This is a genomic window from Ensifer sp. CCNWLY38, assembly GCF_037120565.1.
Taxonomy (GTDB): Bacteria; Pseudomonadota; Alphaproteobacteria; order Rhizobiales; family Rhizobiaceae; genus Ensifer; species Ensifer adhaerens_H.
Genome location: NZ_JBBBBO010000012.1, coordinates 1 through 26,311, shown reverse-complemented (window position 1 = coordinate 26,311; position 26,311 = coordinate 1). Strand labels below are relative to the sequence as shown.

General features: G+C 62.0%; 25 protein-coding genes. 7 read left to right on the top strand and 18 right to left on the bottom strand.

What is annotated here, in order from left to right; translation table 11 throughout:
- Window positions 1–249: 249 nt before the first annotated feature.
- From V7S54_RS23785 to V7S54_RS23745, 9 genes are all read right to left on the bottom strand, one after another.
- Window positions 250–1,236: a type II secretion system F family protein gene (locus V7S54_RS23785; protein ID WP_065371985.1), complete on the bottom strand. Its 987-nt coding sequence runs from the start codon at window positions 1,234–1,236 to the stop codon at window positions 250–252.
- A gap of 9 nt (window positions 1,237–1,245) precedes the next feature.
- Window positions 1,246–2,256: a type II secretion system F family protein gene (locus V7S54_RS23780; RefSeq protein ID WP_065371984.1), complete on the bottom strand. Its 1,011-nt coding sequence runs from the start codon at window positions 2,254–2,256 to the stop codon at window positions 1,246–1,248.
- Between the two features lie 8 nt (window positions 2,257–2,264).
- Window positions 2,265–3,734: a CpaF family protein gene (locus V7S54_RS23775; RefSeq protein WP_065371983.1), complete on the bottom strand. Its 1,470-nt coding sequence runs from the start codon at window positions 3,732–3,734 to the stop codon at window positions 2,265–2,267.
- A gap of 10 nt (window positions 3,735–3,744) precedes the next feature.
- A complete protein-coding gene (locus tag V7S54_RS23770) occupies window positions 3,745–5,034 on the bottom strand; it encodes an AAA family ATPase (protein WP_065371982.1) in 1,290 nt (429 codons plus the stop codon).
- A gap of 18 nt (window positions 5,035–5,052) precedes the next feature.
- On the bottom strand, window positions 5,053–5,742 hold the full coding sequence (locus V7S54_RS23765; protein WP_065371981.1) for a CpaD family pilus assembly protein: 690 nt from the start codon (window positions 5,740–5,742) through the stop codon (window positions 5,053–5,055).
- Between the two features lie 62 nt (window positions 5,743–5,804).
- On the bottom strand, window positions 5,805–7,346 hold the full coding sequence (locus V7S54_RS23760) for a type II and III secretion system protein family protein (protein ID WP_065371980.1): 1,542 nt from the start codon (window positions 7,344–7,346) through the stop codon (window positions 5,805–5,807).
- A 22-nt stretch (window positions 7,347–7,368) separates the two neighbouring features.
- A complete protein-coding gene (gene cpaB / locus V7S54_RS23755) occupies window positions 7,369–8,178 on the bottom strand; it encodes a Flp pilus assembly protein CpaB (protein ID WP_065371979.1) in 810 nt (269 codons plus the stop codon).
- Between the two features lie 121 nt (window positions 8,179–8,299).
- Complete coding sequence (locus tag V7S54_RS23750; RefSeq protein ID WP_065371978.1) at window positions 8,300–8,812, bottom strand: A24 family peptidase; 513 nt, start codon at window positions 8,810–8,812, stop codon at window positions 8,300–8,302.
- Between the two features lie 156 nt (window positions 8,813–8,968).
- Window positions 8,969–9,151, bottom strand: coding sequence for a Flp family type IVb pilin (locus V7S54_RS23745; protein WP_065371977.1), 183 nt, complete (start codon window positions 9,149–9,151; stop codon window positions 8,969–8,971).
- A gap of 256 nt (window positions 9,152–9,407) precedes the next feature.
- Between V7S54_RS23745 and V7S54_RS23740 the strand changes: the two genes are divergently transcribed.
- From V7S54_RS23740 to V7S54_RS23710, 7 genes are all read left to right on the top strand, one after another.
- Window positions 9,408–9,821 carry a pilus assembly protein N-terminal domain-containing protein gene (locus V7S54_RS23740; protein ID WP_065371976.1) on the top strand — a complete coding sequence of 138 codons (414 nt, stop codon included), beginning with the start codon at window positions 9,408–9,410 and terminating at the stop codon, window positions 9,819–9,821.
- A 115-nt stretch (window positions 9,822–9,936) separates the two neighbouring features.
- Window positions 9,937–10,560, top strand: coding sequence for a TadE/TadG family type IV pilus assembly protein (locus tag V7S54_RS23735; RefSeq protein WP_065371975.1), 624 nt, complete (start codon window positions 9,937–9,939; stop codon window positions 10,558–10,560).
- 17 nt (window positions 10,561–10,577) lie between these two features.
- Window positions 10,578–11,159, top strand: a complete 582-nt coding sequence (locus V7S54_RS23730; protein WP_336557348.1) for a TadE/TadG family type IV pilus assembly protein — start codon at window positions 10,578–10,580, stop codon at window positions 11,157–11,159.
- 144 nt (window positions 11,160–11,303) lie between these two features.
- Entirely contained in the window at window positions 11,304–12,524 is a 1,221-nt protein-coding gene (locus tag V7S54_RS23725) for a phosphopentomutase (RefSeq protein WP_065372415.1), read from the top strand.
- Window positions 12,521–13,489 (top strand): adenosine deaminase, encoded by a 969-nt coding sequence (locus V7S54_RS23720; protein ID WP_065371974.1) that lies wholly within the window; start codon window positions 12,521–12,523, stop codon window positions 13,487–13,489. Before V7S54_RS23725 ends, V7S54_RS23720 begins: the two co-directional genes overlap by 4 nt.
- Window positions 13,490–13,715: 226 nt before the next feature.
- Window positions 13,716–14,345 (top strand): uracil phosphoribosyltransferase, encoded by a 630-nt coding sequence (upp, locus tag V7S54_RS23715; RefSeq protein ID WP_065371973.1) that lies wholly within the window; start codon window positions 13,716–13,718, stop codon window positions 14,343–14,345.
- Window positions 14,346–14,529: 184 nt separating this feature from the next.
- Entirely contained in the window at window positions 14,530–15,054 is a 525-nt protein-coding gene (locus V7S54_RS23710) for a TIGR02281 family clan AA aspartic protease (RefSeq protein ID WP_065372414.1), read from the top strand.
- Here the strand turns inward: V7S54_RS23710 and deoA are convergent.
- The 9 genes from deoA to V7S54_RS23665 form a co-directional block, all read right to left on the bottom strand.
- Window positions 15,047–16,363, bottom strand: a complete 1,317-nt coding sequence (deoA, locus tag V7S54_RS23705; RefSeq protein ID WP_065371972.1) for a thymidine phosphorylase — start codon at window positions 16,361–16,363, stop codon at window positions 15,047–15,049. The genes V7S54_RS23710 and deoA overlap by 8 nt on opposite strands.
- Window positions 16,360–17,166, bottom strand: a complete 807-nt coding sequence (locus V7S54_RS23700) for a purine-nucleoside phosphorylase (protein WP_065371971.1) — start codon at window positions 17,164–17,166, stop codon at window positions 16,360–16,362. Before V7S54_RS23700 ends, deoA begins: the two co-directional genes overlap by 4 nt.
- Window positions 17,163–17,555 (bottom strand): cytidine deaminase, encoded by a 393-nt coding sequence (locus V7S54_RS23695; protein WP_034805117.1) that lies wholly within the window; start codon window positions 17,553–17,555, stop codon window positions 17,163–17,165. Before V7S54_RS23695 ends, V7S54_RS23700 begins: the two co-directional genes overlap by 4 nt.
- 4 nt (window positions 17,556–17,559) lie before the next feature.
- Window positions 17,560–18,531: an ABC transporter permease gene (locus V7S54_RS23690; protein ID WP_065371970.1), complete on the bottom strand. Its 972-nt coding sequence runs from the start codon at window positions 18,529–18,531 to the stop codon at window positions 17,560–17,562.
- 4 nt (window positions 18,532–18,535) lie between these two features.
- Entirely contained in the window at window positions 18,536–19,669 is a 1,134-nt protein-coding gene (locus V7S54_RS23685) for an ABC transporter permease (RefSeq protein ID WP_065371969.1), read from the bottom strand.
- Entirely contained in the window at window positions 19,666–21,201 is a 1,536-nt protein-coding gene (locus tag V7S54_RS23680) for an ABC transporter ATP-binding protein (RefSeq protein ID WP_065371968.1), read from the bottom strand. The genes V7S54_RS23685 and V7S54_RS23680 overlap by 4 nt, the downstream gene beginning before the upstream one ends.
- A gap of 245 nt (window positions 21,202–21,446) precedes the next feature.
- On the bottom strand, window positions 21,447–23,738 hold the full coding sequence (locus V7S54_RS23675) for a heavy metal translocating P-type ATPase (RefSeq protein ID WP_065371967.1): 2,292 nt from the start codon (window positions 23,736–23,738) through the stop codon (window positions 21,447–21,449).
- Between the two features lie 92 nt (window positions 23,739–23,830).
- Window positions 23,831–25,246: a coniferyl aldehyde dehydrogenase gene (locus tag V7S54_RS23670; protein WP_065371966.1), complete on the bottom strand. Its 1,416-nt coding sequence runs from the start codon at window positions 25,244–25,246 to the stop codon at window positions 23,831–23,833.
- Window positions 25,243–25,944 (bottom strand): lysoplasmalogenase, encoded by a 702-nt coding sequence (locus tag V7S54_RS23665; protein WP_065371965.1) that lies wholly within the window; start codon window positions 25,942–25,944, stop codon window positions 25,243–25,245. Before V7S54_RS23665 ends, V7S54_RS23670 begins: the two co-directional genes overlap by 4 nt.
- Between the last annotated feature and the right edge of the window lie 367 nt (window positions 25,945–26,311).

Here is a 26,311-nt window from a genome sequence, read left to right as displayed (position 1 = left end):
CTTGCAGGCAAGACACAGTCGGGCGGCTCTCCCCTCCTCCGGTGTACTTCACCTCAGAAACGCATGCGTTAAGCGCACGTCAGACCGCGCGACGTCGTGAGGCGGACACCGTCCCAAACAGTGGGCGCAACGGATGACACGGTTTTCAGCTATACCCCGAAATTCGCTGGAGCAGCCCGAAGCGAAAAAGCTGCTCTGGAATCAAAGTTCCAGAGCCTCGTTCGCGCGTTCGTCTGAACGCAGGGCGGTCTAGAACTTGTCGGCCACCTGAATGCCGGCGGGTCCGAGGATGACGGCAACCAGCACGGGCAGGAAGAAGAGAATCATCGGCACCGTCAGCTTGGGCGGCAGCGCCGCCGCTTTCTTCTCGGCCGCTGTCATCCGCTGGTCACGACTTTCCTGCGCAAGCACGCGCAAGGCCTGGGCGATCGGCGTACCGTAGCGATCCGCCTGGATCAGCGCCTGGACCACCGACTTGACCTCATCGAGGCCGGTGCGCTGACCGAGATTCTCGAGCGCCACCCGGCGGTCGGGCAGGAAGGAAAGTTCGGCCGTCGTCAGCACGAGTTCTTCCGCCAGCGGCTGCGACTGGGCGGCGATCTCGTCGGCGACGCGCCGCATACCCAGTTCCATCGACACGCCCGATTCGACGCAGATCAACAGGAGATCCAACGCATCCGGCCATGCCCGGCGGATCGAATGCTGCCGCTTGGAAATGGCATTGGCGACGAAGATATTCGGCGCATAGAAACCCAAATAGGCGAAGCCGATGGCGAAGAAGAGCCGCACCATGACAGGCTTTTCGGCAAAATTGCCGAGCCCGAAGATGTAGACGAGAGCGACAAGCAGGAACAGGAAGGGCAGGCAGAAGCGCGCAAACAAGAATGTGTTGAGGGCGTTCTGCGAGCGAAAGCCTGCCATCTTCAACCGGTTGACCGTACCGTCGTCGACGAGCGCCGTGCGCAGGTTGAGACGTTCGACGACCTGTCGGACGGAGGAATTGTTCTGCCCGCGCAGGCTTGCCTTGCCGATCTGCATCTCGGCGGCGAGCCGAGCACGCTCGCGCGCTCGGATCTGCTCCCGCTCGATCGCAACGGACTTCATCCGCTTTCCGAGATTGCCACGCTCGAAGAACGGCACGACCAGCGAATAGAAGGTCGCGAGCACAGCCAGCGAAACCAGAACGGCGACGACGACGTTCGGATCGGTCAGTGTCTTGATCAGGCCCGTGTCCATCCCTGCCCCTCAGATATCGAAGTTGATCATGTTGCGCATCACCAGGATGCCGATGCTCATCCAGGCAAGGCCGGCGCCGATGATCAGATGGCCGCGCGGATCAGTAAAAAGCACCATCATGTATTCGGGTGAGGTCAGGTAAACCAGCAAGGAGACGATGAACGGCAGCGCGCCGATGATGCAGGCCGACGCCTTGGCTTCCATCGACAGCGCGCCGACCTTGGCCTTCATCTTCTTGCGGTCACGCAGCACCCGCGACAGGTTGCCGAGTGCTTCCGAAAGGTTGCCGCCCGCCTGCGCCTGGATCGCGATAACGATGGCGAAGAAATTCACCTCGGGAACCGGAATGCCGTTGATCATGCGGGCACAGGCCTCGGCGACGCTCAAGCCGACCTGCTGGGATTCGACCACACGGCGGAACTCGGTCTTGACCGGCTCCTGTCCGTCGGTGGCGATCAAGCGCAGGGAGTCATTGAGGGGAAGACCCGATTTAATCGAGCGAACCATGATGTCGAGCGCGTTCGGGAATTCCTCGAGGAATTTCTTGCAGCGGCGCTTGACCAGGAAACCGACGAACCAGCGGGGCAGGCCAAGACCTGCAATCACGCCGACGCCGACACCGATGGCGGGTCCCGTGCCCATGATCAACGCGATGAGAAAGGCGAAGAAGCCGAAAAGCGCGCTGAACAGATAGAAGCGTCCCAGGGGGATCGACAGGCCCGCTTGGGCCAGCCGCACCTTCATCGACGGGGCGGATTTGGCCGAGCGTTCCTGCTGTTTCTTTTCGAGTTCCTTCAGCGAATCCTGGACGGATTTGCGCCGTTTCGACAGCTCGCTCACGCGGTCCCGCGCGGCCTTCACCTTGGCGCGATCCGTTTCCGCTGCGCTGATCTTGCGCACACGGCCGTCCGCCTTCTTTTCGCTTTCGATGCGCGAGAACAACAAGCCGTAGGCGAGCGCCGCCGCCGAAATAGCGACAAGGACGGCCAACGCCAAAACGGTCATGTCTATGCCGAACATCGCGGCTCCTAATTCTTTTCCATGGCGTCAAGCGTCGCGGCCAAGCGCTTGTCCTCGTTGAAGTAGCGGGCGCGATCCCAGAAATGCGGCCGGCCGATGCCGGTCGAGACGTGGCGGCCGATGATCCGCCCGCCGGCGTCCTCGCCTTCGATCTCGTAACGCATCAGGTCCTGCGTGATGATCACATCGCCTTCCATGCCCACCACTTCGCTAATGTGGGTGATGCGGCGGGAGCCATCGCGCAGGCGCGAAGCCTGGATGATCACATCCACCGATCCGGAGATGATCTCGCGCACGGTCTTGGCCGGCAGCGTGTAACCGCCGAGCGCAATCATCGATTCCATACGGCTCAGGCATTCGCGCGGCGTATTGGCGTGGATCGTGCCCATCGATCCGTCGTGGCCGGTGTTCATCGCCTGAAGCAGATCGAAAACCTCTGGTCCGCGCACTTCGCCGACGATGATGCGCTCGGGACGCATGCGCAGGCAGTTCTTGATGAGATCGCGCATGGTGATCTCGCCCTCACCTTCGATATTCGGCGGGCGCGTTTCGAGACGAACGACATGCGGTTGCTGCAGTTGCAGTTCCGCCGTGTCCTCGCAGGTGATGACCCGCTCGTCGGTGTCGATGTAGCGGGTCAGGCAGTTGAGCAGCGTCGTCTTGCCCGAACCGGTGCCGCCCGAGATGACGATATTGCAGCGCACACGGCCGATGATCTGCAGGAGCGTTGCGCCTTCCGGCGTTATCGAGCCGAAGCGGACGAGCTGCTCCAGTGTCAGCTTGTCCCTCTTGAACTTGCGGATGGTCAGCGCCGTGCCGTCGATAGCGAGCGGCGGGGCGATGACGTTGACGCGCGAGCCATCCGGCAGACGGGCGTCGCAGATCGGGCTCGATTCGTCGACGCGGCGGCCGACCTGGCCGACGATGCGCTGGCAGATCGAGAGAAGCTGCGCGTTGTCGCGGAACCGGATTTCCGATTCCTGGACCTTGCCGCCGACTTCGATGAAGGTCTGGCCGGCGCCGTTGACCATGATGTCGGCGATGTCGTCGCGGGCGAGAAGCGGTTCGAGCGGACCGTATCCCAACACGTCGTTGCAGATGTCGTCGAGCAGTTCCTCCTGCTCGGAGATCGACATCGCAAAGTTCTTGATCGTGATGATATCGTTGACGATGTCGCGAATTTCCTCGCGCGCACTTTCGGTGTCGAGCTTGGCGAGCTGCGACAGGTCGATCGTGTCGATCAGCGCGGAAAAGACCTGCGACTTCGTATCGTAATAGTCTTCCGTGCGTGCCGTGCGTCGCCTGGCCGGCGCCGCGGCGGCAGGCTGCACCCTCTGACTGGTGGAGGGTGATTCGGCGAGGACAGGGACGGCCGCCCGCTCGATTGCGACGGATTGCGCGGCGGGCACAAGCGGCGGGGCAGCGGGACCGGGAGTACCGCTCTTGCCGAGGCCTTCATTTCCGCGTTTGCCAAACATCTGCGTGATCCTATTTCCGGCCGAGTGCTGCGAGCACCTTGCCAAGGCCGGCACGGCGAGGCTTCTTCATCGTTACCCGGCCGGTCAAAACATGGGCGAGTTGCGAAAAGGTTTCGGCGGCCGGAGCCTTCTTGTCGATCTCGGCGATCATCCGGCCGCTGTTCGATGCGTTGCCGAACAGAGCCGCGTCAAAAGGAATGATGGCCGCCGCTTCGCATTCCAGCGATTCACAGAACTCGCCAACGGCAATCTCCGGACGCTTCGGCATGCCGACCTGGTTCAAGACCAGATGGGGCGATTTGTCGTTCGGCCGCAGTTTCTTCAGCGCATCGAGCAGGTTCTTGGTGTTGCGCAGGCTCGCAAGATCGGGAACTGCAGTAATGACCACTTCGTCGGCTTCGCCGAGCACGGAACGCGTCCAGTCCGTCCACAGATGCGGAAGATCGAGTACGGATACGGGAGCGCTACGCTGCAGAATCTCGAGAATGGGGTGGAAGGCGCCAGTTTCGAAATCATAGGCGCGGTCGAGCATCGACGGCGCTGCAAGCAGCGACAGATGCTCCGAACATTTGGTCAGCAGGCGATCGAGAAACACTTCGTCCAGGCGCTCGGGCGCAAACACCGCCTCGGCAATGCCCTGCGGCGGATCCTGGTCGAAATCGATGTTGGCGGTGCCGTAAGGTAGATCGAGATCGGCGAGAATGGTCTCGGTCGAGAAAAGGCTGGAGATGCCCCAGGCGCAATTGTGTGCGATGACCGACGAGCCGCAGCCGCCCTTCGCACCGATGAAGGCAATGCTGCGGCCCAAGGGCTCCGCGTCCGGGTCGACGAAGATCGCCGAAACGGCGGTGAGAATGTCCGGCATAGACACCGGAGCGACCATGTATTCGGAAATGCCGTTGCGGATGAGCTCGCGATAGAGCCCGATATCATTGTGCTTGCCGACGAGGATCACCTTGGTGCTCGGGTCGCAAACCTCCGCAAGCGGCGTAAGCTCCGCCAGAAGCGACCGCGGTTCGGTCGATGTTTCAAGGATGATGAGATTGGGGGTAGATACGGTCGCGAACATGTTTGCGGCCGCGTCGATGCTGCCGCTGTTGATGCGCAAGCTGACCTTGGCCATGCGCCGGTCCTGCCCGCAACGCTCCATCAGCCGCTGCATCGCATTGGTTTCGCAGAATGCGTGGATCGAGATCCGCGGCAGCGGGCGGACTTGCTCGAGATCGCCCGTGCGCACCTGGTCGAAGAAGGGATCGTCCCCCTCGCCGCCGGCCTCGATCTTGTAATCGATCGTGTTCATTTCTTCATCCCGCCGCTATCAGTTGAAGATGACGACCGGGCCGTCGCTCTTGTCGGTTCCACGCCAGTCCTTGATCACCTGGCCACGCTGTTCCGCGTCGATCGGCGACGTCTGGCGCGGGCCGAGCAAGTCTGTCGGATTGGCGATCTGGGCGGCCAGGTTCGATTGCGAGGCGCAACCGAAATTGTAGTAGTTCTTGTTTTCCAGTGTGTTGAGGTTCAGATCCTCCGGCCAGGTGCCACAAGGTTCTGTCTGGGCGGTGATCGCAACGTAGCTCAAGCGGATCGGTGCCGCGTCTCCATAAGGTCCGGCGTCGTAGCTCGTCTCGAGCAGACGTTTGGCGGGAACGCCCGCGGCAACCAGGACGCCGCGGATTTCCCTGCGCATCGCTTGCGCAGCATGGCTGTTGGCCGCGCCGCGCGGCATCATGATCTGCACGACGCCGCTTGCCGAATTGCGATAGTCGGAAGCGAACCCGGCGATAACATCGCGCGTGCCCTGAGTCAGGCGACGGTCGCCCGATGCGATCGGGATGTCGATGGCGCGTTCGCCTTCAGCGAGCACGATCGGATGTCTCGTGCGATAGTCGTCCGGAATCGAGCCCGTAGCGAGATTGTCCTTTGTCCCGCAGCTCGCAAGAAAGATGCCAGCGATGGCCAGCATGGCCACGCGGCTCGTGCATCGCATGAAGGCGCTGGATGTGCTCATGGGCATGGCAGTCGGCCTTTCAGAATTCTGGTGGGAACCGGTTCGAAGCGTCATGACCCGACCTATTTGTAGATGAAGCCGACATTGCCGTGGTAACGCCCTGCCGGAGCGGCCGCCTCCGGCCGCCCGTAGATGCGGTTCACGCGGCCAAGGAAGAAGCTGTCGAGATCATTGGCCGGATTGAAATTGTCGTCAGGCCGGGAGATCGCGCTTCTGGCGACAGGACGGACGAGGTAGGGCGTCGCGATGATGACGAGCTCGGTTTCGTTGCGCACGAAATCCTTGCTGCGGAACAACGTTCCGAGGATCGGGATCTTCGAAGCACCTGGCACGCCGGACATCGCCTGGCGAATATTGTCCTGAACCAGGCCGGCGATCACGATCGAGCCGCCGGAAGGCAACTCGACGCTGGTCGAGGCCTCACGCCTGCGGATGCCGAGGAAGGTGTTGCCGGGGATCGTGTTCCTGCCATTGCCGGTTACGACGGAGCCCTCGTAGGTGGGCTCCGAGACATTCGTCTCGATCTGCAGGCTGATGCGTCCCGGCCCCAAAACGACCGGCTTGAAGTTGAGGCGGATGCCATATTCGACGTCGTTGACTTCGCGCGTGACCCTGTCTTCGCCGTTTTCAGACGTGACTTCCTGGGTTCCGGCCAGACGAAACTCGCCGCCAACGTAGAATTTCGCCTCCTGGCCAGAGATCGCAGTCAGGCTCGGCTCGGCAAGCGTGCGCATGACGCCAGCCTGCTCCATTGCGTTGATATAGGTGTTTATCGTCGTGCCACCGACGGTATTTTGGATTGCCGCGTTCGCCGCAACCCCGATCGCATCGCCAAGGTTGGCCGGATTGCGGAAGGCTATTCCGCTTTCGCCATCACCGATGCGGCCATTGAAGCCAAGCTGTTTCAGCACCTGTCGGCTGACTTCGGCAACGGTGACTTTGAGGTTGACCTGATCATCGCCGTCAATCGTCAAAAGGTTGACGATCTGCGAAACCTGCCGGTCTTCGGCGAAAATATCCGCGTCGCCGTTGTTGCCCTGGGCGGTGATATTACGCGTCGTCGCCTCACCGCCCTGCAGGAAGGCCTTGGCGAGATCGACGGCACGCGTGGAATCAAGCGGCGTTCGCACGGTTCCGGTCAAGACGATGTTATCGGAAATGATCTCGACATTGATATCCGCGTCGGGAATGAAGCGGCGCAGATTGGACTGGAGGTTGGCGATATCGCGCTCTACCTCGATGTCGAGGCTGACGATCTCTTCGCCGTTGGGGCCGAAGACGAAGATATTGGTCTGGCCGACGGATTTGCCGAAGAGGTAAATGCGCCGCGACGTGCGTGTCACGGCGTCGGCCAGCGACGGGTCCGCCACCAGGATATCGTGCGCATCCGCTGGAAGATCAACAACCACGGCCTTGTTCAAGCCGAGGCTGACTTTCTTCTTCACGCCTGGGCCGCTTTCAAGGATCCGTACGACGGAGGAAGCGGCGGCGAGCGCGACCGTCGGCGCCGGTATGTACATACCGGTAAACGCCAGGCAGAATGATAGGCCGGCTGCGACAGACGCCCGAAATGTGTTTCCGCTCCGTTTCACCTTATGCCCCATTCTAATCTGGTTATCGCTTCTCTTACTGCTGTGCCTGGCCGACGGAGCCATCGTTCTTGACGATGGAACCGGATTTGATGACCTGGATGCTCGGCTGGCCATCACCGCTCAACAGATAGCCGGCCGCGTCCGTATCGGGCTCCTGGGCGTCGGCGACGCTTCTCAGCGCAAGCGAAATGCGTTCGGCCATCTGCTGTGCCACTGTCATTACCTTCGACTGGTCGGGTGTTAGCTCAAGCGTGGCCGTGGTTCCGACTACGGCCTTGGTGCCGTCTTCCTTCTCCTCGACCTGCTGGTCGATTGCCAGAACGCGCACATTGCTGAGCACGGTTTCGGTCAGATAAAGCTCCCCATCACCCTTGCGAACCATGATGACGTCGACACGGTCGTTCGGCAGGATGAAGCCGCCGGCGCCCGTGGCGACGGTGATCTCGGTTGCGACGGCGCGCTTGCCCGCCGGCAACAGCGACGACATGATCCGGCTGGAGCTATCTGCAACTTTTTCATGACGCACCGGCTCGCCGTTGAAGATCGGCAGGCGGACAACCGCTCCGCTCAGATCATCGATCGCCGACGGCTGGTTTTCCTCGGTGATCAGGCCGTCAACGATCCCATCCTTCGGCCAGGCCATCCAATGGATGGAATCGCCGCCCATACGCGATCCGACTGGCAAGCTCTTACTGGCAACGAGAACGTTTACGGTCGGCGCCCGCTCGATCACCGGCTCCGCCATCTGCGGAGCAGGGGCGCGCGTCAGCTTCATCGCCAAAAGACCGGCCATCGCGGCCGAGAGGACGGCCACTGCCAGTATGATGATGCGCACCGGTTTCATGATCGTTTCCGAGCCCCAAAGAAATGCCAGGGCCAGATTGATCAGGAATTGGTGTAATTATAGTTAACGAGCCGCTTACAACCATGGTTAACCAAGCGTAACGCCTCGGCTGCTAGCCTGGCTATTGCAGATGCGGGAACGCCAACAACATCAGCGGCGAGAGAGGATAGGCGACAAATCCGCCGCAGGCGATGGCGATCGCGTAGGGGACCTTCTTGGCGGTCAGCAACAGACGCGGCACCGGAATGCCGGCCGCCATGATCCTCGCCTCCTGGGTCCTCAGCAGCAGGACCGCGATGGTCAGCACCCCGCCGAAAAGTGAAACATAAATGAGGAACGAGACCAGCGATGCGTTGAAGCCAAACCAGGCCGCGCAGGCCGTCAGCAGTTTGGCATCCCCGCCACCCATGACGTTGAGTGCGAAAAGCACGAAGCAGACGGCAAAGACGACGGCGGCGGCGAGGAAATGAAGTCCTATCTGCTGCAGATCGAAACCGGAGACGACAGCGGTCGCGGCGAAGGCGCAAAGGAGAATGGCGGACACCCGGTTCGGGATCGTCATCGTCAACAGGTCGGAGACGGCCGCAAAAGCCAGACACAGCGGAAACACAAGCAGGATCGCTACATTTTCCATCACACGCCCCTCGCACTATCCAAACGAGTGTCTCTCAAAAATGTCTAAACGGTCTATTTCGCGCCGCGCGCACGGCGTGACGCCCGCTTAACGCAATGAGGGCCACCCATCCGAGCGGCCCTCATTACGATAGGCAATATGAGCGCTCGCCTGCGCTTACATGTTCGTGACGGCGGTCGACATGCGGGTGCCGAGGCCGTTGAACAGCAGATCGAGCTGATTGCCAAGGGTCGTTGCGCCAGCGATCAGGGCAACGGAAATCAGGGCGGCGATCAGGCCGTATTCAATGGCGGTCGCGCCGGACTCGTCCTTCATCAGACGGGCAAAAATCTTCTTCATGATGATTCTCCTACTTCACTTTGTTGTTCAGCACTTCCGCCAACTGTTGCCGTTGATCGGATGGCCTCAAACTAGTCCTGGCGCATTGCCATCGACTTAAAGAAGGCGGTTACCGACAAGTTAACGATGCATCCCTGATTTTTGGGTAAACGAACAGAAAACGGCGCAGCATCCATCCGCTCTCGAAATGGGCAACTTAACGGTTCATTCACCAAGACGGGCGAGTATGGCGTGAGCACCACCTCAAGGACCCGCCATGACCATGCCACTCGCGACCGGCCGAGCCGCCCTGTTTGCTTTCGTGATCGTGTCGCTGGCCCCGGTGGTCGCCGCTGGCGCAGAGAACGACATGATGCGCGTCTACATGGATCACGCGCGTGTGCTCAAACTCGATCGTCCGGTCAGCAAGGTCATCATCGGAAATGCCGAAGTGGCAGACGCCACGGTTGCCGACGCCCGAACCATCGTCATCACCGGCCGCAATTTTGGCACGACCAATCTGGTCATCCTCGACCAGGACGGAAACGCCATTGTCGATGAGCGGATTCTGGTGTCGATCGACGAAGGCAACACCGTGCGCGTCTACAAGCAGACGTCGCGCACCGTACTCTCCTGTACGCCAAATTGCGAACGACACGCGGATCGTAAAACCACAGGTAGCACCAACTGAATTTTATGGGTTTCGACCCCCGATTCGTTAAAATGCACATGACCTGCGGGAACGAAATATCAACGGTTGCTCCATAATCTGTCGCCCGTCTGGCGTAACATGATGGGACGGCACAATGAGCATCGAGCAGGCAATCGAACGTGCGAGCGGGCCTGATATCAGGCGAAAAGGCATTCTGCGCCGCTTCATCCGCGACCGCAAAGGCACGTCGAGTATCGAGTTCGCCATCCTCGCGCTGCCCTTCTTTGTGGTGATATTCGCCTCGCTCGAAACCTTTGCCGCCTTCTACGGCGACCAGCTCCTGGCGAACGCAACTGAGACGATGGCACGCAAGGTCCGCACCGGCCAGATTACCTTCCAGCGGGGGAAGGCGACCGATATGACTCAAGCGCAGTTTCGCCAGGCCTTCTGCAATGAAATCTCGATCCTGATGAAATGCTCCGCCACCGAAGCAAACCAGCCCTCGCAGTTCTACCTGGACGTCCAGGCGGTCTCGGATCTCAGCAAGTTTCCGGTGAACATCCCGCGCAAGGCCGGCTCGACGGATATTGATACGGCCGACTTCAAATTCGCCCCCGGCGGCCCGGGTACCTTCAACGTGGTGCGTGCCTACTATCGATGGAGCGTGATCACCGACCTCGTCAGGCCGTTCGTCACCAACTTGCGGCCCGCCGGCGCGAGCATGCCGAAGGATTATCTCATGGTGGCAACGGCCACCTTCCGAAACGAGAGCGAGTGAGGTTTGCCGTGAAGCAGATTGCGAAACAAAAGATCCTGCGCCTTCAGGCGGCTTCTGCCTTGTTTCACGCGCTGCGGCGGGACAGACGCGGCGTGGGGGCCGTTGAATTCGCGATCGTCGCACCCTTGCTGATCATGACCTATCTCGGTGCGTTCGAGCTATCGGTCGGTTTTACGGTCGCAGGCAAGACTGCCCGCGCCGCAAGTGCCGTCGCCGACATCATCGCACAGCAATCGGAAGTCAACAAAGCCTTCCTCGCCAAGGTGCCGAATATCGCAAAGAGTATGCTCGAACCCTATGGGAACGTGAACTACACACTGAAGATCACCGGTATCGAGGTCTCGAGCACCAATGAGGGGACCGTCATTTGGTCGCACGATCAGGCCGGCGGGGTTCCCTACACCGTGAATTCGAAGGTTACCCTGCCCGGCCAATTCACGGCCAACAAGTCCTTTGTCATTCGGACGGAGCTGACCGTGCCGCATGAGTTGCTGCTCTACGCTCCGAGCCTTCAGACCACGGCGAAGACGATAAACCTCTCCAAGACGGCCTACTTCCACTCGCGTCTCGCCCAAACAATAAAATGCACTGATTGCTGATCGGGCACTGATCCGGCGCAATTGCATTGCGCCGTGCGCAGCGCTATCCCTTCGGGATTGTGCGTGGCGCGCGCCTCCGGCGTCGTCGCGTTCTTCCAGAAGCTTTGGGAGCGCGATGCGAGCGCTTCCGCTGTCAGGTGCATCATGACGCGTGCGTTTCTATTCGTTCTCGATTCCTTCGGCATAGGCGGTGCGCCGGATGCCGAAGCCTACGGTGACCTGGGCGCCAACACGCTCGGACACATCGCCGAGTTCTGCGCCGCCGGCGCCGCAGATCGGGTTGGTTTGCGCGAAGGGCCGCTCAATCTGCCGAACATGTCCGCCCTTGGCCTTGTTCACGCAGCAAAGCTCGCCAGCGGCGCGATTCCCAAGGGCATGCCGGTGCCCAATCGGGTCTATGGTGCCTTTGGCGCCGCCAGCGAGGTCTCGCGCGGCAAGGACACGCCCTCCGGACACTGGGAAATCGGCGGCACGCCGGTCATGTTCGATTGGGGTTACTTTTCGGCTGAAGGCGATGCCTTTCCGCCCGAGCTCGTCGAAGCCATCTGCCGCGAAGGCAACGTTCCCGGCATCCTCGGCAATTGCCATGCTTCCGGCACCGACATCATCGCCCGTCACGGCGAGGAGCATATGCGCAGCGGCAAGCCGATCTGCTACACGTCTTCGGACTCGGTCTTCCAGATCGCGGCGCATGAGCAGAGCTTCGGGCTCGAGCGCCTGCTTGAGCTTTGCCAGACGGTCCGCCGCCTGGTCGACGACTACAATATCGGCCGTGTGATCGCCCGCCCCTTCGTCGGCACCAGCCCGCAGACCTTCACCCGCACCGGCAATCGCCGTGACTATTCCGTGCTGCCGCCGGAGCCGACGATCCTCGACCGGCTGACGGAAGCGGGGCGCACGGTTCACGCGATCGGCAAGATCGGCGACATCTTCGCCCACCAGGGCGTGACGAAGCTGACGAAGGCCGACGGCAATATGGCGCTCTTCGACGCAAGTCTCGCGGCCATCGACGAGGCCGAGGATGGCAGCCTGGTCTTCACCAATTTCGTTGATTTCGACATGCTCTACGGCCATCGCCGCGACGTCGCCGGTTACGCGGCAGCGCTCGAAGCCTTCGATGCGCGCCTGCCGGATCTCGACCGCCGCCTGCAGCCCACCGACATCGTCATCCTCACGGCCGATCACGGCTGCGACCCGACCTGGCGCGGCACCGACCATACGCGCGAGCGGGTGCCGGTGCTGATGTTCGGTCCGTCGCTGCGCAGCCGCTCGCTCGGCGTCGCCAACACCTTCGCGCATATCGGCGAATCCGTCGCCAAACATCTCGGCATCGCGCCGGGCCGTCATGGGAGAAGCCTCATTTGACCGCACATCTGAAGAAGGCGGAACTGCATTGCCACATCGAAGGCGCGACGCCGCCCGAACTGGCTCTGGCGCAGGCCGAGAAGTATGGCATCGACACCAGCGCGATCATCCGCGACAGGGCCTATGTCTGGGAAGACTTCACCAGCTTCGTGAAGTGCTACGACGCCATCGCCTCGCTGTTTCGGACCGAGGAAGACTACGCGCTGCTCGCCGAAGCCTATCTGACGGAGCTTGCCGAGGCCGGCACGATCTACAGTGAAATCATCGTTTCGCCCGACCACGGCAACACGATCGGCCTGGGCGCCCATGCCTATCTCGAGGGCCTTGCCGCCGGCATGGAAGCCGCCAGGCAGAAGACCGGGATCGAATCGCGCATGCTGATCACAGGCATTCGCCATCTCGGCCCGGAGTCCGTAATCAAGACCGCAGAATTCGCGGCCAAGCGGGAGCATGCGCTCGTCACCGGCTTCAACCTCGCCGGGGAAGAACGCATGCACAAGGTGGCCGATTTTGCCCGCGCCTTCGATATTGTACGTGACGCAGGCCTTGGCCTGACGATCCATGCGGGCGAGCTCTCCGGCGCCTTTAGCGTGAGCGACGCGCTTGACCACGTGCACCCCGCGCGCATCAGCCATGGCGTCCGGGCGATCGAAGACATGGATCTGGTGCGGCGCCTTGCCGACGCCGGAGTCGTGCTCGAAGTCTGCCCCGGCTCCAACATCTCGCTGCAGGTCTTCCCGGACTTTGCCTCGCATCCGCTCCGGGCGCTGCACGAAGCCGGCGTGCGTGTCACGCTCAACTCCGACGATCCGCCGTTCTTCCATACGTCGCTCGCTCAGGAATACGACATCGCCTGTGCGGTGATGGGCTTCACCGACGAGGAGATCAACGGCATGACCCGCACGGCGATCGAGGCCGCCTTCGTCGACGAGCCGACGCGCCAGCGGCTGCTCGCGCGAATCTAGAGTGTCCGTGCGTTCAGACGAACGCACCAAGGTCGCTCTAGCCTTTGATGCTAGAGCATCTTTCCGCTTCAAGCGATTACGCTTGAAGGCGGGATGCTCTAGGAACCGCGACGCCGGATAGCGATCCGTCGGCTGGGGATGACGCTCTCCGGCCGGCCAATACCCTTGCGGCGACGACGCATTCCATGGAAAAAGGACGGATACAAAAAATCCGGAAAGGTGAGCCATGAACGGCGTTACAGTGATCGATCATCCGCTTGTGCAACACAAGCTGACCATCATGCGCAAGAAGGAGACCTCAACCGCGGGTTTTCGCCGGCTTCTCCGGGAGATCTCGACGCTGCTCTGCTACGAGGTCACGCGCGATCTCGAACTGACGATGGAGCGGATCGAGACTCCGCTGCAGGAAATGGACTCGCCGGTCCTCGAGGGCAAGAAGCTTGTGTTCGCCTCGATCCTGCGCGCCGGCAACGGGCTGCTCGAAGGCATGCTCGAGCTGGTGCCTTCGGCCCGCGTCTCGCACATCGGCGTCTATCGCGATCATGAAACGCTGCAGCCGGTTGAGTACTATTTCAAGGCACCGGAAAGCCTGTCCGAACGCCTGATCATCGTCGTCGACCCGATGCTCGCTACCGGCAACTCGTCGATCGCAGCGATCGACAAGCTGAAGGAGCGCGGCGCCAAGAACATCCGCTTTCTCTGCCTGCTGGCCGCCCCCGAAGGCATCCGCAATTTCCAGGGTGCACACCCGGACGTGCCAATCTACACGGCCTCGATCGACAGCCACCTCAACGAACTCGGCTACATCATGCCCGGTCTCGGTGACGCGGGCGACCGCATGTACGGCACCAAATGATTTCCTGATCCTTAACCAGGATTGCAAATCCGTGAGAAAGCCGCCGGAATCCGGCGGCTTTTTTATGTCATCTTAGGCGTCATGCGGTCTACTGCCCCATAGCGATCGCGCCTCCTTTCGGGCGCGCAGACGGTCTCCGCAGCAATTGAGTTTGCAGCACTGATGCCATTGAGGGGTGATGTCCATGCTCGTCCGTTTGCTCGCATTGGCAGGTGTGGCCGCGCTTGCAGCCATGGTGGTCCCGCACTTGGCAACGACCGCCTTGACGCAAGGCGGTAACAAGACGGCTGCCAAGGAAGCTGCGGCCCCGCCGACGACCACGGCAAAGTATGCGGCGGGGCGGAGCGTCGTGCTCGACGCCGATGGCAGAGGCCACTTCTTTGGCACTTTCCGCATCAACGGCCGCAGTGAGCGCGGTCTAGTCGACACAGGCGCCAGCAGCATCGCCATCAACCTTTCGACCGCACGCCGGCTCGGCATTGCGCCAAGCACGCTTTCCTTCACGGCTCGCGTCAACACAGCCAATGGCGTCGTCGAAGCGGCTCCGGCGATGCTGAACCGGATCGAGATCGGCGGCATATCGGTACGCGACGTTCAGGCGCTGGTGCTGCCGGACAAGGCGCTTTCCGGCACGCTGATCGGCATGACGTTCCTGAACCGGCTGTCATCCTTCCGCGTCGAGGACGGTGCCCTGCACCTCGTCAGGTGATTTTCGCAAGAATCGGTGAACGCTTCGCCGGCTCCATATCATCGATCGTATAGAGTTCGTGCAGACGACGACGGGCTACCTCTGCAGCATCCCGATCGGCCGCATGAACAAAGGCGATCAGGTCGCCCTTCTCGATCCGCGTACCCAGCGGCTTCAGCGCATCGAAGCCGACCCTATGGTCGATCCTGTCATCCGGATGTGACCGTCCGCCGCCAAGCGCAATGACGGCCATGCCCAGTTCGCGCGTCTCACAGGCTGCAAGATAGCCGGACTGCTTCGCTTCGACCGGCAAGATGACCGGCGCACGGCCGAGGTAGGATACCGAGCGCTCGACAAAATCCGTCGGGCCGCCGAGCGCGTGCACCATTTTTCCAAAGCGTTCGAGCGACGCTCCGCTGCCAAGCGCCTTGCGTGCCAGCGCTTCGCCCTGTTCGGCATCACCAGCGACGCCCCCCGCCACCAACATTTCGGCAGCAAAGGCCAGGACGACCGTTTCGAGCCGCGTGCCCTTCTTCTCGCCCCGGAGGAAGGCCAGGCAATTTTCGATCTCCAACGCATTGCCGGCGGCATCGGCCAGAGGTTCGTTCATGTCGGTCAGAAGCGCCGAGGTGCGAACGCCGGCACCGTTGGCGACATCGACCAGCGAGCGCGCAAGCACCTCCGCTTCCTTGGCATCGCTCATGAAGGAGCCATTGCCGAGCTTGACGTCGAGCACCAATGACTGAAGGCCGGCGGCGAGCTTCTTCGACAGGATCGAGGCCGTGATCAGCGGCACGGAATCGACGGTCGCGGTCACATCTCGGATCGCATAAAGCCGCTTGTCGGCCGGCGCGAGGTTCGCCGTCTGGCCGATGATTGCACAGCCGATCTCGTCGACCGTCCTGCGGAATAGCGCCGCCGACGGCTGGATATCGTAGCCGGGTATCGATTCGAGCTTATCGAGCGTGCCGCCCGTATGCCCGAGCCCGCGCCCCGAAATCATCGGCACGGCAAGGCCGCAGGCGGCAACGATCGGAGCCAGCATCAGCGAGACGTTGTCACCGACGCCGCCGGTTGAATGCTTGTCTGCAATCGGGCGGCCGATGGTGCTCCAGTCGAGTGTTTCGCCGGAGTCGCGCATGGCCAACGTTAGCGCCACGGTCTCGTCACGACTCATGCCGGAGAACCAGACGGCCATGGCGAAAGCGGCGACCTGCCCTTCGGAGATCGAGCCGTCCGAAAGGCCGCTGACAAAGTCCGCGATCTCGGCTGGAGCGAGGCGTTCGCCGTTGCGCTTGCGCCTGATTGTTTCCTGCGGAAGCATCGTCACCCGCGCACCACGTCGGCTGCGATCATGTCGGCGAGGATCGCGGCAAGCCGCTTGCCACCAACCGGCGCCATGTCCTTCGTCTCGTGATGGCTGATTTCGCCCCCGGTCATGCCGGCGCCGAAATTGGTGATCACCGAAGCGGCGACGACGCGCAGGCCGAAGAAGCGGGCGAGAATGACCTCCGGAACCGTGGACATGCCGACGGCATCGGCACCCAGGATGCGGGCCATGCGGATTTCGGCCGGCGTCTCGAAGCTTGGGCCGGAGAACCACATGTAGACGCCGTCGATGAGAGGTATGCCGAGGCGTTCGGCACTCTCCTGCATTCTTCCGGCGAGCTCGGCATCATAGGCATTGGTCATGCCGACGAAGCGATCGTCGCTTTCCACGCCAATCAGCGGATTGAAGCCCGAATAGTTGATGTGATCGGAAATCCGCATCACCGATCCCGGCGGCAGATCTTCGCGCAGCGATCCGGCGGAATTGGTCAGCACCAGGCATTCGATGCCGAGCGCCTTCAGGGTTTCCAGCGGCACGCGCATCGCATTGGCGTCGCCCTGTTCGTAATAATGGACTCGGCCGGAGAGCATGACAACAGGAACGCCTGAGAGCGTTCCGGCCACGAGTTCGCCGGCATGGCCGGAGACGCTGCTGACCGGGAACCCCGGTATGTCGGCATAGGAAAGCCGCAGCGTTTCGTCCACGGCATCGACCAGCGAGCCGAGCCCGGAACCGAGCACGATGCCATAGCGCGGCGAAAGCCCGCGGAGCCTGGATTTCAGCAGTTCAGCGGCAGCGGTCATCCGAGGATCTCGGTCTCGAAGCTGTGCGGCAGCAGGTCCGACAGCGCCAGGGTCTTCTTCACCCCAGTCTCATCACACAGGAAGATACGCGTGCTGGCACCGGAAAATTCCGCCAGCCGCTGCCGGCAGCCGCCGCAGGGCGGGCAGAGCGCCAGTTTCTCGGCAATGACGGCCACTTCCATGATCTTGCGTTGGCCGGCCATGACCATATGGCTGATAGCGGTGGTTTCTGCGCACCACCCTTCAGGGAACGACAGGTTCTCGATGTTGGCGCCGGTATAGATCTTGCCGTCTTCGGCGCGGATCGCCGCGCCGACCGGAAACTTCGAATAGGGCGCGTGCGCCTTGGCCATCGCGTCACGCGCGGCCTCGAACAGTTCCTTTTCCATGGTTCTAGCGCTCCTTGACATAGGGGACGCCGCCGGCCTTCGGCGGGATGGCCTTGCCGATGAACCCGGCGAGCAGGATCACGGTCAGAATGTAGGGCAGTGCCTGCATCAGTTGCACCGGCACCTGGCCGATCAGCGGCAGCGGATTGCCCTGAAGACGGATCGCCAGCGCATCGAGGAAACCGAAGAGCAGGCAGGCCAGCATGATGTTGAACGGCCGCCACTTGGCGAAGATCAGCGCCGCCAACGCGATGTACCCCTTGCCGGCAGTCATACCCTTGACGAAACCTGCGGTCATTGCCAGCGACAGATAGGCGCCGGCAAAGCCGCAGAGGATGCCGCAGCAGATGACGGCGCGATAACGCAGCCAGAGAACCGAGATGCCGGCCGTGTCGACCGCGCCCGGGTTTTCGCCAACGGCGCGTAAGCGCAGGCCGAAGCGGGTGCGGTAAAGGATCCACCAGCTGATTGGCACCATCGCGAAGGCGACATAGGTCAGAAGGAAATGGCCGGAGAGCAGGTCCGAATAGATCGGGCCGAGGATCGGGATCTCCCTGACGCTGTCGGCAAAGGGGAAGGTGATCGTCTGGAAACGGGAACCTTCGCCGAGCGCCGGCGTGCGGCCGCCCTGGCGGAACCAGGCTTCACCGAGAATGACGGTCGAGCCGGCGACGATGAAGTTGATCGCGACACCGGAGACGATCTGGTTGCCGCGCTGGGTGATCGAGGCATAACCGTGCACCAGCGACAGCGCGATCGAGATCAGGATCGCCGCAAGCAGCCCCATCCACACGGACTGGGTGACCGCAGCGACGGCGCCGGCGGCAAAGGCCGCACCAAGCATCTTGCCTTCAAGGCCGATGTCGAAGACGCCAGCGCGCTCGGTGAAGAGCCCGGCAAGGGCTGCGAAGATCAGCGGAACGGAAACACGGATGGTGGACTCGAGGAGCACCACGATGACGTGGAAGAAATCCATGGCTTCAAGCTCCCTTGGTCTGTGTCACGACGGCCGCACGGCGGCTCTGCATCGTAAACAGCCGGGTGATTGCCGGCCGGAACATGTTTTCGAGTGCACCGGCGAAGAGAATGACCAGGCCCTGGATGATGACGATCATGTCGCGCGAGATCGACGGCATTTCAAAGGAGATCTCGGCGCCGCCCTGATAGAGCATGCCGAAGAGGACCGCGGCCGGGATGATGCCAGCCGGATGCGAGCGGCCCATCAACGCCACGGCGATGCCGACGAAGCCTGCCCCTTGCACGAAATCGAGCTGCATGCGCGCCTGCTCACCCATGATCGGGTTCAGCGCCATCATGCCCGCGAGACCACCCGAAATCATCATGGTGATGACGGTGATGCGGCTCTCGCTCATGCCGGCGTAACGCGCCGCCGACGGGCTGTGACCCATGGTGCGCATTTCATAGCCAAGCTTGGTACGCCAGATCAGCAGCCAGACACAGAAGGCCGCAACGAGCGCCAGCAGGAACGAGACGTTGAACGGCGCCGTGCCGACATTCAGCCCGAAGATCGCAAGCAGCCAGTCCAGCTTCGGCAATTGCCCGCCTTCGGCGAAGGTCCGCGTCTGCGGCGCCATGGAGCCGAGCGGCTTCAAGACGCGCGTCAAGAGATAGACCATCAGGCTCGACGCGATGAAATTGAACATGATGGTGGTGATGACGATGTGGCTGCCGCGCTTGGCCTGCAGCCAACCGGGCAGGAATGCCCAGGCCGCGCCGAAGAAGGCCGAACCGAGGATCGCCAGCGGGAACACCACGAACCAGGGCATCGTCTGATCGAGCCAGAGGCAGGCGAGCGCCACGCCGATGCCGCCAACATAGGCCTGGCCTTCGCCGCCAATGTTGAAGAGGCCGGCATGGAAGGCAACGGCGACGGCAAGACCGGTGAAGATGAAGGTGGTGGCGTAGTAGAGCGTGAAGCCCAAATACTCGCCTCGGCCGAAGGCACCGTTGATCAGGTGATAGGCCGCTTCCAGGGGATTTTCGCCGACGAGCAGCACCACGAGGCCGGCAACGAGGAAGGCAACCGCGAGATTGACCAGCGGGATGAGGCCATATTCGACCCAGCCCGGGAGCTTAGCATAGGGGGAGCTCATTCTGCGGCCTCCTTGCGGCCTTCAACGCCGGCCATCAGCAGGCCGAGTTCGCCCTCGGTCGCATCCGGATCGCGCTCGCCGACGACACGGCCGGCAAACATGACCAAGATACGGTCTGACAGGGCACGGATTTCATCGAGTTCGACGGAGACCAAGAGGACAGCCATGCCCTGGTCGCGCATCTCGATGATCCGCCTATGGATGAATTCGATGGCGCCGACGTCAACGCCGCGCGTCGGCTGGCCGATGACCAGCACATCGGGCCCGCGCTCCATCTCGCGTGCCAGCACGATCTTCTGCTGGTTTCCCCCGGAAAAGTTCGCGGTCTTCAGGCGCGGATTCGGCGGGCGGATATCGTATTCGGCGATGCGCTTCTCGGCGTCCTTGCGGATCGCATCAACGTTGAGGAAGACGCCGTTGAGATAGCGCTTGTCATGGTGATAGCCGAGGATGGCATTTTCGCATTCTTCGAATTTCAGGACGAGGCCGACATGGTGGCGGTCTTCCGGAACATGGGCGAGACCACGATCACGCAGTTCGGAGGGATCGGCGCGCCCGGTGACATCGATCGGCTTGCCGTTCAGAAGCACGGAGCCGGAAACGGCGCGGCGGATGCCGGAGATCGCCTCCAGCAGTTCAGACTGGCCGTTGCCGGCAACGCCGGCGATGCCGACGATCTCGCCAGCCCTCAGATTGAACGAGACATTGTCGACCATGGTGACCCCACGGCCATCCTTGACGGTCAACCCCTCGACGGCGAGCTTGACCTCGCCGGGCTTCGCCTCGCCTTTCTCGACACGCAAGAGCACGCGGCGCCCGACCATAAGCTCGGCGAGCTCTTCGACCGACGTTTCGGCCGTCGTGCGGGTCGCCACCATCTCGCCGCGGCGCATGACCGAGACCTCGTCGGTGATCGCCATGATCTCGCGCAGCTTGTGGGTAATCAGAATGACGGTCTTGCCCTGGCTCTTCAATTGCTCGAGCACGCGGAAGAGGTGATCGGCCTCGGCCGGCGTCAAGACGCCCGTCGGCTCATCGAGAATCAGGATATCGGCCCGGCGATAAAGCGCCTTCAGGATCTCGACCCGCTGCTGCAAACCGACCGGCAACTCCTCGATGACGGCGTCCGGATCGACTTCCAACGCGTATTCGCGCTCCAGCCGTTTCAACTCGACGCGCGCCTTGGCAATACCTTTGTTGAGGATCTGGCTGTCCTCAGCGCCGAGCATGATGTTTTCCAGGACCGTGAAGTTCTCGACCAGCATGAAGTGCTGGTGGACCATGCCGATGCCGGCGGCGATCGCCGCATTCGGATCACGGATCGCAACCGGCTTGTCATCGACGAGGATCTCGCCGCTGTCGGCCTGATAGAAGCCGTAGAGGATCGACATCAGGGTCGATTTTCCCGCACCGTTTTCGCCAATGATGCCGTGGATCGTCCCTTTGCGGACCTTCAGATTGATGTTCTTGTTGGCGTGGACCGGGCCGAAACTTTTGTCGATCCCACGCAGTTCGATGGCAATATTGTCCATATTGGCCTTGCGATCCCCAAACTGGCCCGCTTCGGCATTCTTCCCAGAAACCGTGCCGGCGATTTTTTTACCATTTGGTATAAGTTTATCATCGATTTTTCGGGGCGGAAGCCCTCAATCGAGTTCTCCTTATACTCTCATCAGATCGCTGGTGAGAGTCCAGCGTGAATATACACAGGCACCTGGACGCGAAAAACCGGCGACACCATGTGCCGCCGGTCCTCTTTTTAGGGCATTTTAGCTGTTCAAGCGGCTCGCACGGGCCGAAGCAGACGCAGAGCGTTCATGGTAACGAGCACTGTGGCGCCGGTGTCGGCCAAGATCGCGGGCCAAAGGCCGGTGACGCCAATGATCGTCGTCACCAGGAAGACCGCCTTCAGGCCGAGCGCGATGGTGATGTTCTGAACGATATTGTGCATGGTGGCGCGGGACAGCCGGATCATCGCCCCCACATCGCCCACCCGGCCATGCAGCACCGCGGCATCCGCCGTTTCCAGCGCCACGTCCGTGCCGCCGCCCATGGCAATGCCAATATCGGCAGCCGCCAGCGCCGGCGCGTCGTTGATGCCGTCGCCGATCTTGGCGACGTTGAAGCCCTCGGCCTTCAGTTCACGCACGATGCGTTGCTTGTCCTCAGGCAGAAGCTCGGCGCGAACCTCCATGCCGAACTGGCGGCCGATTGCTTCCGCCGTGCGGCGGTTGTCGCCGGTCAGCATGACGACGCGCAGACCAGCATCGGTCAGCGCCTTCACGCCGGCGGCCGCATCCAACCGCGGCTCGTCGCGCATGGCTATGGCACCAGCAATCACGCCACCGGCCACCAGCACCGAAACCGTCTTGCCTTCGTCGTTGAGGGCCGAAACCCGCGCCGTCTCAGCCGCCGTCATCGGTGCCCGCTCAGCGGCCGCCTTCGGCGAGCCGAAGAACAATGCGACGCCCTCGACTGAACCTTCGAGCCCCTTGCCGCCGACCGCATTTACGGTCGCGATATTGGGGACGACAAGGCCCTCGGCCGCGCTCCGCTCCAAAATGGCGCGGGCAAGCGGATGGCTCGATCCTTGCTCAAGTGCAGCAGCCATACGCAGAACCTCGGTCTCCGATCGGCCGAAGCCGACAATGTCGGTCACCTTCGGCTTGCCCTCGGTGAGCGTGCCGGTCTTGTCGAAGGCGGCGGCAGTCACCTTGCCGACATTCTCCAGCACCGCGCCGCCCTTCATCAGCAAACCGCGCCGGGCACCGGCCGACAGGCTCGCTGCGATCGCGGCTGGCGTCGATATAACAAGAGCGCAGGGGCAGCCGATCAGAAGAATGGCGAGGCCCTTGTAGATCCATTCATCCCAGGCGCCGCCCCAGAGAAGCGGCGGCAGCGCGGCGACCAGCGCCGCAACGACGACGACACCTGGCGTATAATACCGCGAGAAGCGGTCGATGAAGCGCTCGGTCGGCGCCTTGCTTTCCTGTGCTTCCTCCACCAGGCGGACAATCCGCGCGATGGTGTTGTCCGCAGCAGCGGCCGTCACTCGCACGCGCAGCGCACCGGAACCGTTGACGGTGCCCGCAACGACGGTGTCGTCGACCTCCTTGCGCACCGGCGTGCTCTCGCCGGTCACAGGCGCCTCGTCGACGGCACTCTCGCCGGAAAGCACCACGCCGTCTGCCGGAATGCGATCGCCGGGACGAACGAGAATGACAGCGCCGACGTTGAGCGTCTCGGCAGGAACCTCGTCCAGCCGGCCGTCCCGCTCGACGAAGGCGGTCTTTGGAACGAGTGCTGTCAGCGACTGGATGCTGGCGCGCGCCTTACCGGCCGCTACGCCTTCCAGCAGCTCGCCGATCAGGAAGAGCAGCACCACCATCGCCGCTTCTTCGGTCGCCCCGATGAAGACCGCGCCAACGGCGGCGATCGTCATCAGCATCTCGATCGAGAAGGGCGTGCCCATGGTGGCAGCGGCAAAGGCGCGGCGCGCGATGGGCAACAGGCCGACCAGCATGGCCAGCGTGAAGATCCAGGGCTCTGTGGCCGGAATCATCTTGCCGACCGCATAGGCGGCGATCAGCGCCAGGCCGCTGGCGATCGTCAGCTTGCCCTTACCCGACTTCCACCAAGGACCACTCGTCGGGCCATGGTCATGGCCATGAAGGCCCATTGCCGCGGCCGCTGCGTTTTCGCCCTTCTGTCCGGCGTGGCCCTCATGGTGATGATCGTGGTGGTCGACGTGATGCCCATGATCGTGACCGTGGTCGTCGTGATCGTGGCCATGGTCATGGCCGCAGCACACGTGCGCTGCTTTTTGTTCCAGCGTCTGGCCAGCATTGATCGGATGCAGACGATAGCCGAGCTTTCCGACCTTGCTTACAATTGACGTTGCAAGATCTCCCTCGTCGGCAAACTTTACCGACATGGTGCCCGCCGACACCGAAACCGAAACGTCCTCTACGCCTGACAGCCTGCGTACCGCCGTATCGATCTTGGTCGCACAGGATGCGCAATCCATGCCTTCGACGCGATAACGGGCTTCTCGAATAGTGCTCGCCATAACCTGCTCCTAGCAATCTTGAAGCAAAGGCTACGACCTCGAGCAACTAGAGCTACAAGGCGAAATTGCAGCGTGTATGCAGTTTTTTGCAGCTATCGCGACAGGAAGCGGATCACCCAGTCGGCGATGCCTTTATAGGGCGGTTTCACCAGGTCGCTCGGCGCCGGATCGTATTTCCTCAAGATCGGCATCGCCTTGGAGAATGTCAGGAATCCGTCGCGCCCGTGATAGTGTCCCATGCCGCTGGCGCCGACACCGCCGAACGGCAGGTCGCTGCAGCCGAACTGGTAAAGCGTGTCGTTGATGCAGACGCCACCGGCGACGACCCGCGCGAGGATGGCTTCGATCTCGCTTTCCTCGCGGCTGAAGCAATAGAGCGCCAGCGGGCGATCATGGCCGAGCACATAGCCGATCGCCGCGTCGATCGAAGCGTAGCTGACAACAGGCAGGATCGGGCCGAAGATCTCCTCGCCCATGACGGCGCTGTCGCGATCCGGATCTATGACGAGCGTCGGCGGAAGAAGGCGCGACCGGGCCGTACTGTCTTGTGTCTCATCGAGAAGCGGGACCACCTTGTGGCCGCGCGCGACGGCATCGGCAATCAGGCGCCTCAGGCGCTCATGCTGCCCCGCATTGATGATTGATGTGTAATCTTCGAGGTACCGCTTTGCCGGATAGCGCGCTGCCATTTCCTGCTTCAGCAAATCCGCGAAGGCATCGCGCTTGTTCTCATGGACGAGGACATAGTCGGGCGCGATGCAGGTCTGGCCGGCATTGAAGAACTTGCCCGTTGCAATACGCGCGGCAGCTTTCGCGAGGTCGGCAGTTTCTCCGATGATCGCCGGCGATTTGCCACCGAGTTCGAGCGTCACCGGCGTCAGGTTCTGCGCGACTGCCGCCATCACCTTGCGCCCGACGGCGGTGGAACCGGTAAAGAACAGGTGATCGAAGGGCAGGGCTGAGAATGCAGCGGAAAGCTCGGGGCCGCCAAGCGCGACCGTCACCCGCGACACGGGAAACACCTCAGCAAGCAGCGACCGCAGGAACTCTGCCGTTTGCGGCGTACGCTCCGAGGGCTTCAGGTAGACATGGTTGCCAGCAGCAATCGCCGCGACCAAGGGCGCGAGCGCCAGATTGACCGGGTAGTTCCACGGTGAAATGATCCCGACGACGCCGAGCGGGACGAAGCGCACTTCCGCCTTGGCGGGCCAAAGCTTCCACCCGGCCTTTCGCCGCTCCGGCCGAACCCAGTGCTTGAGCTTCGCCAGCGTGTGATCGATCTCGGAAAGCACCACGCCGCCCTCGCCAAGCAACGTCTCGTGCCGCGCGCGATGACCGAAATCCGTGTCGATCGCCTCGCACATCTCATCCATGCGGGCGCGCAAGCGATCCCTGAGCCGGCTTAGATCCGCATGGCGCTGCTCGACGGTCGGGCGACCTTCGAGCCAGGCGCTGCGCAGCCGGTCGAGCGTGGCGCTAAGATCCGAGGGGGTATCGATTGCTGTCATCGGCTTTCAGTCGAGCGAGCAAAGAACCATTGCGCAGCATAATAGGTGCCGAGCACCCAGAGCGCGTTGAGGGGAATGTCCCAGCGGAAGCGGCCATAGGCGAGCACGGTGTCGCTGATCAGGAACAACAGGCCGCCATAGGCGGCGAACCGTGCTGCCGTGCGCTGGGGCGTTCCCGAAAGCTGGCGGGCGCGCGAGATGGCCTGGGCCGCCATCGCGCCGAGCGCCAGGGCGTAGATGACGACCGGGATGCGCATCGGCGATGGCAAAGACGTCCACAGACCACCGACGACGAGAAGGGCGACCAAGGCAAAAAATGCAAACACTCCACGATGGTCAGCAAATCTGACGTCGCGTGTGAGCGCAAAGATATAGGCGCAGTGGGTCAATAGAAAACAAACGAGCCCGGCGAGAAAATAGTCCCCCGGCAGCATGAGAAAGACGTCGCCGGCCGCGGCGAAGATCAGACCGATCGCGACGGCGGTCCCGTAGGCGCGCGACGAAGAAGCGAGATTTCTGAGGACAACGACGAGCAGCAACAGAGTTGCCGTTGGCTTGGTCAGATAGTGTAGCCAGCGCCAGACAGAGCCATCCGAAGCAGCAAGCAGGCTACCGAGGATTGCCAGTCCGGCGCAGACGAGAAAGACCGCGTGGATGGGTCGGTTTCGCCCCGCGTGCAAAGTTCCCTCATAGCTCATGCCTGCATGCCCCCCGCTTTGTCCGAGCCGTAGCCGGCCCAGTCTTTGATTAATGGCGATAGTTTCCATTTTTTCGGGATTGTCCAGTTGTAGCGTGGAAGCGGAAAGTCGCCTCTGTGCCCCCTCGAGAGCGTTGAGCCTTACTCAACGAGGATGGTGGAGTGAGCGGAGGGTGGCGGAAGGAGTGCTTGGCGATTGTGCGTTTCGTCGACGCGGGGCGCGTTGGCCGTTCGCTGTGTCTAGAACGCCAAAAAGCCCGCGGACGTTTGTGTCACGCGGGCTTTTGTTTGATTTGGTTGCGGGGGCAGGATTTGAACCTGCGGCCTTCAGGTTATGAGCCTGACGAGCTACCGGGCTGCTCCACCCC